We start from the raw sequence: 16,390 nt of genomic DNA, 5'->3' as shown, positions 1-16,390 counted from the left end.
CCACACGCGATCGAAGGGACGTACATGCCCATGGGTCACACGGCCACCGCCCAGGCCGGCTCCGGCGGCCTGACAGCGACCGAGCACCGGCTGGCCAACGGCCTGCGCGTGGTGCTCTCCGAGGACCACCTGACCCCGGTCGCCGCGGTCTGCCTCTGGTACGACGTCGGCTCGCGCCACGAGGTACCCGGCCGCACCGGCCTCGCGCACCTCTTCGAGCACCTGATGTTCCAGGGTTCGAAGCAGGTCTCGGGCAACGGACACTTCGAGCTGGTGCAGGGCGCCGGCGGCTCGCTCAACGGCACCACGAGCTTCGAGCGCACCAACTACTTCGAGACCATGCCCACGCACCAGCTGGAGCTCGCGCTCTGGCTGGAGGCCGACCGCATGGGCTCGCTGCTCGCGGCCCTGGACGACGAGTCGATGGAGAACCAGCGCGACGTCGTCAAGAACGAGCGCCGCCAGCGCTACGACAACGTGCCGTACGGCACCGCCTTCGAGAAGCTCACCGCGCTCGCCTACCCCGAGGGCCACCCGTACCACCACACGCCGATCGGCTCGATGGCCGATCTGGACGCCGCCACCCTCGAGGACGCGCGGAACTTCTTCCGCACCTACTACGCGCCGAACAACGCGGTGCTGTCGGTCGTCGGCGACATCGACCCGGAGCAGACCCTCGCCTGGATCGAGAAGTACTTCGGCTCCATCCCGTCCCACGACGGCAAGCAGCCGCCGCGCGACGGCACGCTCCCGGAGACCATCGGCGAGCAGCTGCGCGAGGTCGTCGAGGAGGAGGTCCCGGCCCGCGCGCTGATGGCCGCCTACCGGCTCCCGCACGACGGCACCCGCGAGTGCGACGCGGCCGACCTGGCCCTCACCGTCCTCGGCGGCGGCGAGTCCTCCCGGCTGCACAACCGGCTGGTCCGCCGCGACCGCACGGCCGTCGCGGCCGGCTTCGGCCTGCTGCGGCTGGCCGGCGCGCCCTCGCTGGGCTGGCTGGACGTGAAGACGTCCGGCGGCGTCGAGGTGCCGCAGATCGAGGCGGCCGTCGACGAGGAACTGGCCCGGTTCGCCGCCGAGGGCCCGACGCCCGAGGAGATGGAGCGCGCCCAGGCGCAGTTGGAGCGCGAGTGGCTGGACCGGCTCGGTACGGTCGCGGGCCGCGCCGACGAACTGTGCCGGTTCGCGGTGCTGTTCGGGGACCCGCAGCTCGCGCTGACCGCCGTGCACCGCGTGCTCGAGGTCACCGCCGAGGAGGTGCAGGCGGTCGCCAAGGCCCGACTGCGCCCCGACAACCGCGCGGTGCTCGTGTACGAGCCGGTCACCGCGGGCCAGGGCGACCAGGCCGGAGAGAGCGACAGCGACGAGGAAGAGGGAGCCGACCAGTGAGCGACGCTGCCGCGTCTTTGACCAGCATGGAGTTCCACCCGCAGCCGCAGCCGGGCGTCGCCCGCCCGTGGGCTTTCCCGGCCCCGGAGCGCGGCGCGCTCGACAACGGACTGACGGTGCTGCGCTGCCACCGCCCCGGCCAGCAGGTGGTGGCCGTCGAGATCGTCCTCGAAGCCCCGCTGGACGCCGAGCCGGACGGCCTGGACGGCGTCGCCACGATCATGGCGCGGGCGCTGTCCGAGGGCACCGACAAGCACTCCGCGGAGGAGTTCGCCGCCGAGCTGGAGCGCTGCGGCGCCACGCTCGACGCGCACGCCGACCACCCGGGCCTGCGGGTCTCCCTGGAGGTTCCGGTCTCCCGGCTGCCCAAGGCGCTCGGACTGCTCGCCGAGGCGCTGCGCGCGCCCGCGTTCGCCGACACCGAGATCGAGCGCCTGGTGCGGAACCGGCTCGACGAGATCCCGCACGAGACGGCCAACCCCGCCCGGCGCGCGGCCAAGCAGCTCTCCAGGGAGCTGTTCCCGGCCGGTTCGCGCATGTCGCGTCCGCGCCAGGGCACCGAGGAGACCGTCGGCGCGATCGACGCCGCCGCCGTGCGCGCCTTCTACGAGGCGCACGTCCGGCCCGCCACGGCGACCGCCGTGGTCGTCGGCGACCTCACCGACGTCGACCTGGACGCCGTCCTGGCCGACACCCTGGGCGACTGGACCGGCGACACGGTCGAGGCGCGTCCGATGCCGCCGATCACGGCGGACGACACCGGCCGGGTGATCATCGTCGACCGGCCCGGCGCGGTGCAGACCCAGCTGCTGATCGGCCGCATCGGCCCGGACCGGCACGAGCGCGTGTGGCCGGCCCAGGTGCTCGGCGCGTACTGCCTCGGCGGCACCCTCACCTCCCGGCTCGACCGCGTGCTGCGCGAGGAGAAGGGCTACACCTACGGCGTCCGCGCCTTCGGCCAGGTGCTCCGCTCCGACGGCCAGGGGCACGGCGCCTCGATGCTCGCCATCAGCGGTTCCGTCGACACCCCCAACACCGGCCCGGCACTTGACGACCTGTGGAAGGTGCTGCGCACCCTCGCGGCCGAGGGTCTGACGGACGCCGAGCGGGACGTGGCGGTGCAGAACCTGGTGGGCGTCGCGCCGCTCAAGTACGAGACCGCGGCGTCCGTCGCCGGCACGCTCGCCGACCAGGTCGAGCAGCGTCTTCCGGACGATTTCCAGGCGCAGTTGTACGCCCGGCTGGCCGAGACGGGCACGGTCGAGGCGACCGCCGCGGTCGTCAACGCCTTCCCGGTGGACCGGCTCGTGACCGTCCTCGTCGGCGACGCGGCCGAGATCGAGGAGCCGGTACGGGCGCTCGGCATCGGCGAAGTCACCGTCGTGACGGGCTGATTGAGCCGGTTCGCGGACCACGCGAGGACCCCGACGTCACGTTACGTCGGGGTCCTCCCCTTTGTCCGGTTCGATGTGGAACGTAATCATCTGCCCTGTGGGATGCGCTACAAACGGGCGTGTCTGTTTGGTGATTGAAAGATGGTCCGCTTAGCGTCGATCCGGCTGTTCGGCGTTGCACAAGCCGCATCCGCGGCAACGGACAGTCATCGCCGAGTCCCCGAAGGCGCGAGCCTGGGGAGCCGGGGACCCACGCAGTCCCTGGGGTGAATCGGACGCCTTCGCCTTCGGGTGGAGGGGCCCGTAGGAGACCTTCCTGCTCCGAACCCGTCAGCTAACCCGGTAGGCGAGAAGGAAGGAAAGGATCAGCCACTACATGGCGTTCACCCGTGCCACCGGGAAGCATCGTGGTCCGAGCCGTCTGGCGCGCCGCAGCGCGGGCATCGCCGGCGTCGCGACCCTCGCCACCACCGGCGTCATCGGAACCCTCGCCTCCCCGGCGCTCGCCGCCGACACGGACGTCCGCGCGCTCGAGGACACCGGCCTGACGCAGGCCATCGCCGTGGACTCGCTCGCGGACAGGATCGACGCCCAGGCCGCCGCCCAGGAGCGGGAGGCCTTCGAGGCCGCCGCCAAGGCGAAGGCCGAGGCCGAGGCGAAGCGCAAGGCCGAGGCCCGCGCCAAGAAGCTCCGCGAGGAGAAGGAGCGCGCCGCCCGCGAGGCCGAGCGCAAGCGCCTGAACTCCTTCCGGCTGCCCGTCGCCGGCTCGTACGTCACCACGGGCTACAAGGCCGGCGGCTCGCTCTGGTCCTCCGGTAGCCACTCGGGCATCGACTTCCACGCCGCCTCCGGCAGCACCGTCGTCTCCGTCGGCTCCGGCACCGTCGTCGAGGCCGGCTGGGGCGGCGCGTACGGCAACAACATCGTGATCCGGATGAACGACGGCACGTACACCCAGTACGGCCACCTCTCCTCGATCGGCGTCTCGGTCGGCCAGTCCGTCGTGCCCGGCCAGAAGATAGGAATCTCCGGCTCGACCGGTAACTCGACCGGACCGCACCTGCACTTCGAGGCCCGCACCAGCCCCGACTACGGCTCCGACATCAACCCGCTCGCGTACCTGCGCGCCCGCGGCGTGAACGTCTGATCCCAGGAGATCTCTCCTCTCCGGTCACGGAGAAAAGCCCCGGCTCGTACGGAGTCGGGGCTTTTTGGTGGCCAAAAGATATCCAGGGTTCACGGGGGCCCGTCGGAAATACCGCTCCGCTGCAATAGAGTCACCGAAGAGTCGGCGAACAGACGCCCGTCGGATGGGTTTCGCGCGGATCGAGGCGGAGGTCGGACACATGCGCATTCCCGCGCATTCGGTATGCACGGCGATCCGGGACGACATCGTCTCCGGGGTCTTCGAGCGCGGCAGCCGGCTGACCGAGGAGCAGCTCGCCCGTCGGTACGGGGTCTCCCGCGTCCCGGTCCGCGAGGCGCTGCGCACCCTGGAGTCCGAGGGCTTCGTGGTGACCCGGCGGCACGCCGGCGCGCATGTCGCGGAGCCCACCGAGCAGGAGGCGGCCGACCTGCTGGACGTCCGCGCGCTCCTGGAACCGCTGGGCGCCGCGCGCGCCGCCCAGCGCCGCACCGACGCGCACCTCAAAGTGCTGCGTGGCCTGGTCAGGCTGGGCCAGGAGCGGGCCAGGCGGGGCCAGGGCGAGGACCTGCGCTCGCTCGGCGGCTGGTTCCACGAGACGCTCGCGCAGGCCTCGGCCAGCCCCGCGCTCGCCGCACTGCTCACCCAGCTGCGGCACAAGATCGCCTGGATGTACGCGGTGGAATCCTCCGGCCGGCCGGTGGAGACGTGGGCCGAGCACGGCGCGATCGTGGACGCGGTGGCCCGCGGCGACGCGGAACGCGCCAGGGCGCTCACCGCGCTGCACGCGGAGCGCACCCTTCCGCTCCACCGGCTGCGGCATCCGGAGCGGACCCGTGTGAGGTCTTCGCAACATGCCGTAAACACCGCGGGCTCCGCGCATTAACAGGGGCACTGTATACAAAGAAGCATCATCGGGTGGGCCGGTATTTGGGCTGCCTGAATGCGGCTGCCCGAATGCGGCTGTCGGAATTGCGGCCGTCCGGAATTGCTCCTGGTGAATTCGTTGTGGACGGATGGGGCGTGCAGCGCAGTAGTCCGCACAGTCCGCGGAAAAGCGCGAGCCGCCTCGCCGGAATTCCGGTACGGGACGGCTCGCGATGCCGGGCGCGAAGGCCCGAGGGTGGGTCAGACGGTCTCGGGCAGCTCGTCGAGACCCTCGGCGACCAGCTTCGCCAGGCGGTCCAGGGCGGCCTCGGCGCCCTCGTCCTCCGAAGCGAGCACGATCTCCTCGCCGCCCTGGGCGCCCAGGCCCAGGACCGCGAGCATGGAGGCGGCGTTGACCGGGTTGCCGTCCGCCTTGGCGATCGTGACCGGGACGCCGGAGGCCGTGGCGGCACGGACGAAGATGGAGGCGGGGCGGGCGTGCAGGCCCTCGGCCCACCCGACGTTGACGCGGCGCTCGACCATGGTGTTGTCCTTCGGGTCTCAGGAGTTGTCTAGACCAGTCTCTCACGGGTCGCGCGGTGCCCGTGCCGACCCTCGTCCCGGTGTCGCCGGGCTCTGGCGATCCTCCTCACCTTGCACGGAGCCGACCGGGTGCGCGACCGGTGCCCGCGTCGTACCCCGGCCGTAGGCTGACGCCATGCAGACGCCGTCGGAACACGCGTACCCCGACCACTGGGAGGCCGACGTCGTGCTGCGCGACGGCGGCACCGCGCGGATCAGGCCCATCACCGTCGATGACGCCGACCGGCTGGTCAGCTTCTACGAGCAGGTGTCGGACGAGTCGAAGTACTACCGCTTCTTCGCGCCGTACCCGCGTCTCTCCGCCAAGGACGTCCACCGCTTCACCCATCACGACTACGTGGACCGGGTGGGGCTCGCGGCCACCGTCGGCGGGGAGTTCATCGCCACCGTCCGGTACGACCGCATCGACGAACGGGGCCGGCCGGCCGCGGCCCCCGCCGACGAGGCCGAGGTCGCGTTCCTCGTGCAGGACGCCCACCAGGGGCGCGGCGTCGCCTCCGCGCTGCTCGAGCACATCGCGGCGGTGGCGCGGGAGCGGGGCATCCGCCGGTTCGCCGCGGAGGTGCTGCCCGCGAACACCAAGATGATCAAGGTCTTCACGGACGCCGGCTACACGCAGAAGCGGAGCTTCGAGGACGGCTCGGTACGGCTCCACCTCGACCTGGAGCCCACCGACCGGGCCCTCGCCGTGCAGCGCGCCCGCGAGCAGCGCGCCGAGGCGCGGTCCGTGCAACGGCTGCTCGCGCCGGGCTCGGTCGCGGTGGTCGGCGTCGGCCGCGCGCCCGGCGGGGTCGGCCGCGCGGTGGTGCGGAACCTGCTCGAGGCGGACTTCGCCGGACGGGTGTACGCGGTCAACAAGGCGCTGGAGGAGGGCGGTGGGGCCGAGCTGGAGGGCGTGCCCGCGTTCCGGTCGGTCCGCGAGATCGGCGAACCGGTGGACCTCGCCGTCGTCGCCGTCCCCGCCGAGCGGGTGCCGGAGGTCGTCGCCGACTGCGGGGAGCACGGAGTGCAGGGCCTCGTCGTGCTCTCCGCGGGGTACGCGGAGAGCGGCGACGAGGCGGGCCGGCGGCGGCAGCGCGAGCTGGTCCGACAGGCCCGCTCGTACGGGATGCGGATCATCGGGCCGAACGCGTTCGGGATCATCAACACAGCGGCGGACGTCCGGCTCAACGCCTCGCTGGCGCCGCAGCCGCCGGCGGCGGGGCGGATCGGTCTCTTCACCCAGTCCGGCGCGATCGGCATCGCGCTCCTCGCCGGGCTGCACCGGCGCGGGGCCGGGCTCTCCTCGTTCATCTCGGCGGGCAACCGGGCGGACGTGTCCGGCAACGACTTCCTCCAGCACGGGTACGACGACCCGGCGACGGACGTCGTCCTGCTGTACCTGGAGTCGATGGGGAACCCACGGAAGTTCACCCGGCTCGCGCGGCGGACGGCGGCGGTCAAGCCGGTCGTGGTCGTCAAGGGCGCGCGGCACAGCGGCAGCGCGCCGCCCGGACACCGGGTGCCGGCGACGCGGATCCCGTACGCCACGGTCTCCGCGCTGCTGCGGCAGGCCGGTGTGATCCGCGTCGACACGGTCACCGAACTGGTCGACGCGGGGCTGCTGCTCGCCGGCCAGCCGCTCCCGGCGGGGCCGCGGGTGGCCATCCTCGGCAACTCGGAGTCCCTCGGCCTGCTCACGTACGACGCGTGCCTGACGGAGGGACTGCGTCCGCTCCGGCCGCTGGACCTCACGACGTCGGCGACTCCGGACGACTTCCGCGTCGCGCTGGCGAAGGCGCTCGCGGACCCGCTGTCCGACGCGGTCGTCGTCACGGCGATTCCGTGGGTCGGCGAGAACGGGGTCACCGAGTCCGGCGAGGGCGAGGTCCTGGCGGCCGCCCTCCGCACCGCCGTCGCCACCGCCCCGCCCCCGGCGAAGCCGGTCGTCGTCGTCCACGTCGAGATGGGTGCCCTCGCCGAGGCCCTCTCGGCCGCCGCAAGCACCGCGCCGCGCGCGGCGGGACGCGGTGGCGCGGACGCCCAGCCGCCCGCGGACGCCCAGTCGGGCCACGCCCCGGCGTCGGCGCCCGACACCGCAGGCAGCGCAGCGACCCCGCCGGCATCGGGCGGGGCCTCCGCCTCGGGTGCAGCTCCGAGGGCGGGCGACGGCTTTGCAGGTACGGGCGCGGGCGGCGCGTCGCCGACGGCGGGCGGGGCTTCCGCCTCCGGTCCGGCTTCGGGTACCGGAGACACCTCCGCCGGTACGGGCGCGGGCGGCGCGTCGACCCCGCCGGCGTCCGGCGGCGACTCCGCCTCCGGCGCGGCTTCCGCGTCGTCGCCCGGTGCCTCCGTCCCCGTCGGCGGCCCCACGCCGGGCCGGCCGCTGCCGCCTTCGCCGGGCATTCCTCCTCGCCCGACGTACGCACCCTCCGTCGGCGGCCCCGCCACACCCGCCGCCCCCGCCGCCACCCCCGCCCCCGGCAACATCCCCGCCTACCCCGCCGCCGAGCGGGCCGTGCGGGCGTTGGCCGAAGCGGTGCGGTACGGGCAGTGGCGGCGGCAGGCCGCGGAGCCGGGGCGGGTGCCCGAGTTCGAGGACATCGACGAGGCCGGCGCCGCCGCGCTCATCGAGCGGCTGCTCGGCGACGACCCGGGCGACAGCGGCGTGACGCTCGGCGTCGACGAGGCGAGCGAGCTGCTCGGCCGGTACGGAATCCCCGTACGGCCCACCCTGCCCGCGCCGACCCCCGACGCCGCCGTCGCCGCCGCGGCGCGGCTGGGCTACCCGGTCGCCCTCAAGACGACCGCCCCGCACCTGCGGCACCGCCCCGACCTCGGGGGCGTTCGGCTCGACCTGCCCGACGGGGAGCAGTTGCGCGCCGCGTACGCCGAGCTCACCGAGGTGCTCGGCAAGCCGGAGGAGCTGAAGCCCGTCGTGCAGGCGATGGTGCCCCGCGGCGTCGACACCGTCGTCCGCGCCGCCATCGACCCCGCCGTCGGCGCCGTCCTGTCCTTCGGACTCGCGGGCGCACCCTCCGAGCTGCTGGGCGACACCGCCCACCGCCTCGTCCCCGCCACCGACCGCGACGCCGCTGAGCTCGTCCGGTCCATCCGGACCGCCCCGCTCCTGTTCGGCTGGCGCGGCTCCGCCCCCGTCGACACCCCCGCTCTGGAGGAGCTGCTGCTGCGGCTGTCCCGGCTGGTCGACGACCACCCCGAGGTCGTCTCGGTCGCCCTCGAACCCGTCGTCGTCGCGCCCCGGGGCGTGTCCGTGCTCGGCGCCACCGTCCGGCTCGCCCCGCCCCCGGTCCGCTCCGACCTCGGCCCGCGCACCCTCCCCAGCTATTGACGAGCCCGCTCGCGAGCCAGCCGGAGCGGCCCCCGCGACGGATTAGGATGGAGTCCATGGCGAAGACCGGTACGACGACCCAGGGGCTGCGCGCGGCGATCGAGCGCAGCGGCTATTACCCGGCCCTCGTGGCCGAGGCGGTGGAGGCCGCTGTCGGCGGCGAGGCGATCGCGTCGTACCTGGTGCACCAGGAGACCACGTTCGACGCGAACGAGGTCCGGCGCCACGTCACCGTCCTCGTCCTGACGGCCAACCGTTTCATCGTCAGCCACACCGACGAGCAGGCCGCCGACGACAGCTCCCCGACGCCGTACGCGACCACCTCCACCGAGTCGGTCAAGCTGGACCGGATCTCCTCCGTCGTCGTCAGCCGGGTCGTCGCCAACCCCGAGTCGTACAAGCCCGGCACCCTGCCCCGCGAGGTCGTGCTGACCATCGGCTGGGGCGCCGTCTCCCGGATCGACCTGGAGCCGGCCGCCTGCGGCGACCCGAACTGTGACGCCGACCACGGCTACACCGGCTCCTCCACCGCCGACGACCTGAGCCTGCGGGTCAGCGAGGCCGGCGACGGCCCGGACACCGTGGCCCAGACGCTCGCCTTCGCCCAGTCCCTCTCCGAAGCCACCGCGGCGACCCGCTGATGGTCCAGCCCACCACGCTCGCCGCCGGCTGGCCCGACGAGCCCCTGCCGCTCGCGCTCGACACCGCGCCGGTCCCCGCGTACGGCTCCGGCTCGCTCGCCGACCTGCTGCCGACCCTCGTCGCCGGCCAGGGCGTGCCCGAGTTCGAGCCGCGCATCGCCGAACTCACGCCCGCCGACCGCAACTGCGTCTTCCTGATCGACGGCCTCGGCTGGGAGCAGATCAAGGCGCACCCGGACGAGGCCCCGTACCTGACCTCGCTCCTCGGCACCTCCCGCGGCGGCACCGGCCGCCCCGTCACCGCCGGCTTCCCGGCCACCACCGCGACCTCGCTCGCCTCGGTCGGCACCGGACACGTGCCCGCCCAGCACGGCCTGCCCGGCTACACCGTCCGCAACCCGGACACCGGCGAGCTGATGAACCAGCTCCGCTGGCGGCCGTGGACCTCGCCGCACGTCTGGCAGCCGTACCCGACGGTCTTCCAGCTCGCCCACGCGGCCGGCGTGCACACCGCGCAGGTCTCCGCCCCGGCCTTCCAGGACACCCCGCTCACCAAGGTCGCGCTGAGCGGTGGAACGTTTTTCGGCCGGCTCTCCGGCGAGGAGCGCATGGACACGGCCGCCGAGCAGCTCGCAGCCGGTGATCGCTCGCTGGTCTACACGTACTACAGCGAACTCGACGGCGCCGGACACCGCTTCGGCGTCGACTCCGACGCCTGGCGCGGCCAGCTGATGTTCGTCGACCGCCTCGTGCAGCGGCTCGCCGAGCAGCTCCCGCCGCGCAGCGCGCTGTACGTCACCGCCGACCACGGCATGGTGGACATCCCGTTCGACGAGCAGTCCCGCATCGACTTCGACGAGGACTGGGAGCTGCGCGCCGGCGTCGCCCTGCTGGGCGGCGAGGGCCGCGCCCGCCACGTCTACGCCGTGCCGGGCGCCGAGGCCGACGTGCTGACCTGCTGGCGCGAGGTGCTCGGCGAGCAGTTCTGGGTGGCGAGCCGCGAGGAGGCGCTCGAGGCGGGCTGGTTCGGGCCGCCCGGCGCCTGCGACGAGCGCGTGTACGGGCGGATCGGCGACGTCGTCGCGGCCGCCCACGACGACGTCGTGATCACCGCCTCCGTCAACGAGCCGAACGAGTCGGCCATGGTCGGCATGCACGGCTCGATGACGCCGGCCGAGCAGTTCGTCCCGCTCCTCGAAGTCCGTTCCTGACCTTTCCCGCCCCCTTTGCCTTCCAGACCCGAAAGGTCGTCGCATCCCCATGCCCGAGCTGGTGTTCTTCTCCGGAACGATGGACTGCGGAAAGAGCACCCTCGCTCTTCAGATCGAGCACAACCGCTCCGCGCGCGGACTGCAGGGCATGATCTTCACGCGGGACGACCGGGCGGGCGAGGGGAAGCTGTCCTCGCGGCTCGGGCTGGTGACCGACGCCGTGGAGGCGGCGGAGGGCTTCGACTTCTACGCCTACATCGTCGACCGGATGTCCAAGGGCGGCCGGTGCGACTACGTCATCGCGGACGAGGCGCAGTTCCTCGCCCCCGGGCAGATCGACCAGCTCGCGCGGGTCGTGGACGACCTGGAGCTCGACGTGTTCGCCTTCGGGATCACCACCGACTTCCGCTCCAAGCTCTTCCCCGGCTCGCAGCGCCTCGTCGAACTCGCCGACCGGGTCGAGGTGCTCCAGGTCGAGGCGCTGTGCTGGTGCGGTGCCCGGGCCACGCACAACGCCCGTACGGTCGGCGGCCGCATGGTCATCGAGGGCGCCCAGGTCGTCGTCGGGGATGTGAACGCCGGCGACGAGGTGGGGTACGAGGTGCTGTGCCGTCGCCATCACCGCCGCCTGATGACGGCCGCGACCGCGCGCGCCGCGGTCCTCTCCCCGGACGTCCTGCCCGTCGCCCACGACGAGGCCTGACGCACGCGCCGCACCCGGAGTTCATCTCCGGTGCGCCCGTGGCTCGCCCGGCGATCGGGTACGGGTCGCACGGCCGGGCGGTAATGTCCGGGTGCCCCCTGTCGTACAGACCGCTCCCGACCGCGACGCCCTCGCTCCCAGCGCGTCCCCGCCGGCGCCGGCCGAACCACAGCGGGGGCGGCTACGAGCTGCGGCCGGGGCCTCCGGGCTGACCTGCGTGGTGCTCTGCCTCGCCGGGCTGCTGGCCGGGACGTACCCGTTCGGGCCGACCACCCGCAACATCGTCGACCTGGGGCAGCAGTACCTGCCGTACCACGCGTACTGGCGGAAGCTGCTGCTCGGGGAGGCGGACGGGGACCTGTTCCTGAACTGGAGTTCCGGCTTCGGCTCGAACTTCCTCGGCGATGTCGGGACCTACCTGAGCAGCCCGTTCGACCTGATCGTGGTGCTCTTCCCGGCCGACCGGATCGAACTCGCCCTCTACGTCGTCACCGTCGCCAAGATCACCGCGGCCGGCGCCGCCATGGCGTACCTGCTGCTGACGCTGCGCCGCGGCCCCTGGCCGGTCGCGGCCGTGCTCGGCGCCGCGTACGCGCTGTCCGGCTGGACCTTCAACTACGGCGCGACCGTGCCGATGTGGCTGGACGGCCTGCTGGCCTTCCCGCTGCTGTGCCTGGTGGGGGAGTGGGCGCGGGCCGGCCGGCGGCCGGTGCTCGGGCCGCTCGTCGTGGCGCTGGCCTGGATCGCGAACTTCTACACCGCGTACATGGCGACCATCGGCGCGGCCGTGGTCCTGCTCGTCCGGCTGGTCACGACGGACGACGACCGGCGCCGTCTCGCGGGGCTGCTGCGGGCGGCCCGCAGTGTGCTCATCGGCCTCGGGCTCGCCGCCCCGCTCGTCACCGTCGTCTTCTTCGCCACCCGGGTCGCCGACCCGACGCCCCCGACCGCTTTCGAAGCGGTCCCGTGGAGCGAGGTGTTCGCCCGGCTGTTGCCGGCCACGGCGAGCGTGGCGACCCCAGCCCTGTACATCGGCACCGCGGCACTCGCGCTCGCGCTCACCCTGCCGTTCAACCGGGCCGTACCGCCCCGGGGCCGGGCCGTCTGGTCGGCGGCGGTCGTCCTGGTGGCCCTCTCCCTCCAGTGGGAGCCGACCCATCTGATCTGGCACGCCGGGGCCTCGCCCAACGGCATCCCGTACCGCCAGACCTTCGTCCTGTCCGGTCTCCTGCTGCTCGCCGCCTGGCTGTCCACCGCGCAGGGGACGCCGCGGCTCCCGGCGCTGCTCGGCGGGGCGGCGGTGCTCGCCGTCCTCGTCCTCGCGGCCCGTGACAGCGCGGACATCGACCGGTGGACCTTCCCGGCGCTCGGGGCCGCCGCGGGCCTCGCCGTCCTCGCGGCCGGCTGCGCGTTCCTGGCGTCCCGGCACACCGCGAGCAGGGTGCTGCCGCTCCTGGCCGTCGGTCTGCTGGTCGCGGCGCAGGCCGGCGAGGCGGCCGTCACCGGGGCGCGTATCGAGCGACAGCAGCTGAGCAAGGTGACCTGGGCGCCCCGGCTGGGCCCCTGGCACGAGGACGTCGCGCGGTCGGTCGGACGCGTGGACACCTGGCCGAACCGCCGCACGGACCCCGGCGAGACCCCGGGCGGCAACGACGTCCTGGTGGTCGGCGGTCAGGGCGCGGACTACTACAGCAGCCTGACGTCCAAGGTGTATTCGGAGACACTGTCCGCGCTCGGCTTCGGGTACTACGCCAAGGGTCGGCATCCCGTCAGCCTGGACAACCCGGTCACCGACGCGATCTTCTCCATCGGCGCGCGGACACGCTCCACACCCACCGCCCCGCTCCGTCAGGACGCCCTCCCCGAGGCCGCCGTCACCACGGTCGAGCGGGCCGTCCCGCCGCTGGTCACCGTCCGGCCCGGCCCGGCGGCCGGGGTCCGCTACGGCGACTCCGCCTTCGCCAACCAGGAGCTGCTGCTCGGCGCGCCGGTGTACGACATGCCGGCCGAACCGCGCCGTACGCCGGCGGGCCCGGGCGCCGTCACGCTGACCGGCAGCTGCCCGGCCGGCTCCGAAGTCTGGCTCTGGGCCCCCGAGTTCACCGGCAGCGCCGCGCTCGACGGCCGGCCGCCGGTCGACTTCGCCGGCAAGGCTCCCTCGGTGCGCGGCCCGATGCAGCCGCTCGGCACCGTCCCCGCCTCCGGCGCCGTACGGATCGCCCTGCACGCGCGGCACGGCGGCGGTCCCGCCCTGCCTCGGCAGCCCGTCGGCTGCCTGGTCGAGGACCGCCTCGACCGGGCCGTACGGGAGCTGACGGCGACCGGAGCCACCGGCGTACGGGTCACCGGCCACACCCTCACCGCCCGGCTGCCCGCCGGGAGTACCGGAACCGCCGTGGTCGCCGCGCCGCGCATCCCCGGCTGGCGCTGCGCCACGGACGGCGCCGAACCCGCCCCGGCCGCCCGCCACCTGGGCCTGATCGCCGTCCCCCTCGGCGCAGGCGCGTCCTCGGTCAGCTGTGTCTTCCGGCCGCCCGGGCTGCGGCTCGGCGGCGCGGCGGGCGCGACGGCGCTGCTCGCCATGACCGCCGTCGCCCTCCTGGACCGCCGCGGGCGCGGCTCCTCCGGACGCGGTTCCTCCGGACGACGGCAAGTGTTCACCGCCCGTGCGACTCGGGCTCGTTCCGCCGGAATCGGGGACGGCTAGCGTGCCGCGCGGAGTGCCGTTCGAGTGTGGGGAATCCGTGTGCCGAAGCTGTCCGTCGTCGTACCGTTCCACAACGTCGGGGCGTACGCGCCCGACACCCTGCGCAGCCTCGCGAACAACGCGGACCCGGACTTCGAGTTCCTGCTCGTCGACGACTGCTCCACGGACGACACCCCGTACGTCCTCGACCGGTGGGAGAGCCGGATCCCGCAGGCCCGGGTGATCCGGCACGCCACCAACCAGGGTGTGGCCCAGGCCCGCAACACCGGCATCGACGCCGCGACCGGGGACTGGATCACCTTCCTCGACGGCGACGACTGGTACGCGCCGGGCCACCTGCGCGCCATGGTGGACCGCGTCGAGGCCCTCGGCTGCGACTTCGCCCGCACCGACCACGTCCAGTCGAACGCCCGGAACCGGCAGATCCGGTACGCCCCGGCGAAGCTCCGCGACACGGTGATGAATCCCCGGGACGGGATCGCCCCGGCCAGCATGGTGACGATGGTCGACTACCCGTTCGTCCCCTTCGGGATCTACAGCGGACGCCTCTTCCGCGACGGCGCGTCCCGCTTCGAGACGAAGCTGCGCACCGCCGAGGACCGGCTGTGGGTCTGGCGGCTCCACCTGAAGGCCGATACGTACGCGGCGCTCTCCCTGCACGGCGTGTTCTACCGGCGCGGTGTCACCACCTCGCTCACCCAGATCACCGACAACCGGCAGCTCGACTTCATTCCGTCGTACGACCTCCTTCTGGAGGAGGTCGCCCGGGACCCGGAGGCCGACCGCTTCCTGCCCAAGGCGGTCCGCACCTACTGCGCCATGATCGCCTTCCACATGGCCAAGTCCGACCAGTACGAGCCAGCCGTGGCCCGGCGGCTGGGCCGGGACGTGACCGACGGGCTGGCGCGGATGCCGCAGGGGGTCCTCGACGAGACGCTCGCGTCGATGGACACCACCCGCTCGACCATGCTCCAGCGCCTGCGCGGCGCGCGAAGGGCCGCCTGAACCACGATGACGCCCGAACCACGCAAGAACCCGGAACCCGCCATGACCACACAGATCTTCCAGGTGTCCACGCTCTACGGCGCGGCCACCCTCGCCGCCGCCCTGGACGCCGGGCAGTTCGGCCCCCGCGACCGGGCGCGCCGCCTGATGCTCGTCTCCCACAACGCCGAGATCCCCGAGACCGCGCTCCGCCTGGACGAGATGACCGGCTACGACCGGATCGCCGCCCGCTTCGACGGCGTGATCGACTGGAACGACACCATCCGGCCGTACCACCCCGGCACCTGGAGCCCGCGCCCGGAGGAGGCCCCGCTGTGGCAGCGGGTCCTGCGGACCGCCTGGGACCTCGACGACGGCCCGGTCGAGCTGATCGTGGAGTCCATCCAGGTCAATCCCGCCCGCGCGCTCGCGGCCGCCTTCGCGGAGAGCTCCGTCCAGGTGTACGCGGACGGCCTGATGAGCTACGGCCCCACCCGCGACGACCTGCCCCAGTCGATCGCCTGCCGGATCCGCCGGCTGCTCCACCTCGACCTGGTGCCCGGGCTGCTCCCGATGCTGCTCACCGAGTACGGCGTCGAGCCCGAACTGGTCCCCGACGCGGCCTTCCGCCGGGTCCTCGGCGAGATCGCCGAGGACGCCGCGGGGGACCCGCAGGTCGAGCGCGCGGTCGCCGCCGCGCCGACCGCCCTGCTGCTCGGCCAGTACCTCGCCGCCCTCGGCATCCTCACCGCCGACGAGGAGGAGGAGCTGCACGTCCGGATGGTGCGCGGCGCCGCCGCGGCCGGGCACCGTTCCGTGGTCTTCAAGCCGCACCCCACCGCCCCGGCCCGGTACTCGCTGGCCCTGAACGAGGCGGCCGAGGCCGCCGGCCTGCGGCTGACCGTCCTGGACGGGCCGCTGCTCGCCGAGACCTTCTACGAGCGGTGCCCGCTCCGGCTCGTCGTCGGCTGCTTCTCCACGGCCATGCTCACCGCGTCGGCGTACTACGACGTGCCCGTCGCCCGGGTCGGCACCGGGACGGTCCTGGACCGCCTCACCCCGTACGAGAACAGCAACCGGGTGCCGCTGGTCGTCGTCGACCACGTGGTCCCCGACCTGGAGCTCGGCGAGGCGCCCGCCGTGCCCGGAGCGGCCCCCGCCACGCTGCCGCCGCTGGTCCGCGCGGTCGGGTACTGCATGCGGCCGGCGAGCCACCCCGGCCTGCGGGACCAGGTCAGCACGCTGCTGGCCGGCCTGGACCGCACCGAGCGCACCGAGCGCTGCTTCCCGCGCGAGCGGCTCACCGAGCTCGGGCTCCCGGGCGGCGGCGCGCTGCCCCGGCAGCGCTCGCCCCGGCTGCGCCGCGGCCCGGCCCGCACGGGGCGGGCCTGAGCTCGTAACAGGCGCCGGCTCGGG

Annotated in this window: 12 protein-coding genes and 1 riboswitch; of the genes, 11 read left to right on the top strand and 1 reads right to left on the bottom strand. The window is 73.7% G+C overall.

Annotation, left to right across the window (positions count from 1 at the left end):
• Positions 1-24: 24 nt before the first annotated feature.
• The 4 genes from R2D22_RS09675 (at position 25) to R2D22_RS09660 (ending at position 4,813) form a co-directional block, all read left to right on the top strand.
• Positions 25-1,389: a M16 family metallopeptidase gene (locus R2D22_RS09675; protein ID WP_318102679.1), complete on the top strand. Its 1,365-nt coding sequence runs from the start codon at positions 25-27 to the stop codon at positions 1,387-1,389.
• A 26-nt stretch (positions 1,390-1,415) separates the two neighbouring features.
• Positions 1,416-2,783, top strand: coding sequence for a M16 family metallopeptidase (locus R2D22_RS09670; protein ID WP_411977131.1), 1,368 nt, complete (start codon positions 1,416-1,418; stop codon positions 2,781-2,783).
• A gap of 200 nt (positions 2,784-2,983) precedes the next feature.
• Positions 2,984-3,146, top strand: a riboswitch (cyclic di-AMP (ydaO/yuaA leader).
• Positions 3,147-3,159: 13 nt separating this feature from the next.
• Complete coding sequence (locus R2D22_RS09665) at positions 3,160-3,930, top strand: M23 family metallopeptidase (protein WP_318102677.1); 771 nt, start codon at positions 3,160-3,162, stop codon at positions 3,928-3,930.
• A 199-nt stretch (positions 3,931-4,129) separates the two neighbouring features.
• Positions 4,130-4,813, top strand: coding sequence for a GntR family transcriptional regulator (locus R2D22_RS09660; RefSeq protein ID WP_318102676.1), 684 nt, complete (start codon positions 4,130-4,132; stop codon positions 4,811-4,813).
• Between the two features lie 242 nt (positions 4,814-5,055).
• On the opposite strand, the gene R2D22_RS09655 is transcribed toward R2D22_RS09660, so the two are convergent.
• A complete protein-coding gene (locus R2D22_RS09655) occupies positions 5,056-5,337 on the bottom strand; it encodes an HPr family phosphocarrier protein (RefSeq protein ID WP_318102675.1) in 282 nt (93 codons plus the stop codon).
• Positions 5,338-5,512: 175 nt separating this feature from the next.
• Between R2D22_RS09655 and R2D22_RS09650 the strand changes: the two genes are divergently transcribed.
• From R2D22_RS09650 to R2D22_RS09620, 7 genes are all read left to right on the top strand, one after another.
• Entirely contained in the window at positions 5,513-8,728 is a 3,216-nt protein-coding gene (locus R2D22_RS09650) for a bifunctional acetate--CoA ligase family protein/GNAT family N-acetyltransferase (RefSeq protein ID WP_318102674.1), read from the top strand.
• Between the two features lie 56 nt (positions 8,729-8,784).
• The gene (locus R2D22_RS09645; protein ID WP_318102673.1) at positions 8,785-9,369 is read left to right on the top strand and encodes a DUF5998 family protein; all 585 of its coding nucleotides are present in this window, start codon (positions 8,785-8,787) and stop codon (positions 9,367-9,369) included.
• On the top strand, positions 9,369-10,580 hold the full coding sequence (locus R2D22_RS09640; protein WP_318102672.1) for an alkaline phosphatase family protein: 1,212 nt from the start codon (positions 9,369-9,371) through the stop codon (positions 10,578-10,580). Before R2D22_RS09645 ends, R2D22_RS09640 begins: the two co-directional genes overlap by 1 nt.
• A 49-nt stretch (positions 10,581-10,629) precedes the next feature.
• Positions 10,630-11,283, top strand: coding sequence for a thymidine kinase (locus tag R2D22_RS09635; RefSeq protein WP_318102671.1), 654 nt, complete (start codon positions 10,630-10,632; stop codon positions 11,281-11,283).
• Positions 11,284-11,374: 91 nt separating this feature from the next.
• The gene (locus tag R2D22_RS09630; protein ID WP_318102670.1) at positions 11,375-13,990 is read left to right on the top strand and encodes a YfhO family protein; all 2,616 of its coding nucleotides are present in this window, start codon (positions 11,375-11,377) and stop codon (positions 13,988-13,990) included.
• Between the two features lie 39 nt (positions 13,991-14,029).
• Positions 14,030-14,995: a glycosyltransferase family 2 protein gene (locus R2D22_RS09625; protein WP_318102669.1), complete on the top strand. Its 966-nt coding sequence runs from the start codon at positions 14,030-14,032 to the stop codon at positions 14,993-14,995.
• 42 nt (positions 14,996-15,037) lie between these two features.
• Positions 15,038-16,366, top strand: a complete 1,329-nt coding sequence (locus R2D22_RS09620; protein ID WP_318102668.1) for a polysialyltransferase family glycosyltransferase — start codon at positions 15,038-15,040, stop codon at positions 16,364-16,366.
• Positions 16,367-16,390 lie beyond the last annotated feature (24 nt).

The organism is Streptomyces sp. HUAS YS2, assembly GCF_033343995.1.
Taxonomy (GTDB): Bacteria; Actinomycetota; Actinomycetes; order Streptomycetales; family Streptomycetaceae; genus Streptomyces; species Streptomyces solicathayae.
This window is presented reverse-complemented; position numbering and strand designations above follow the sequence as displayed.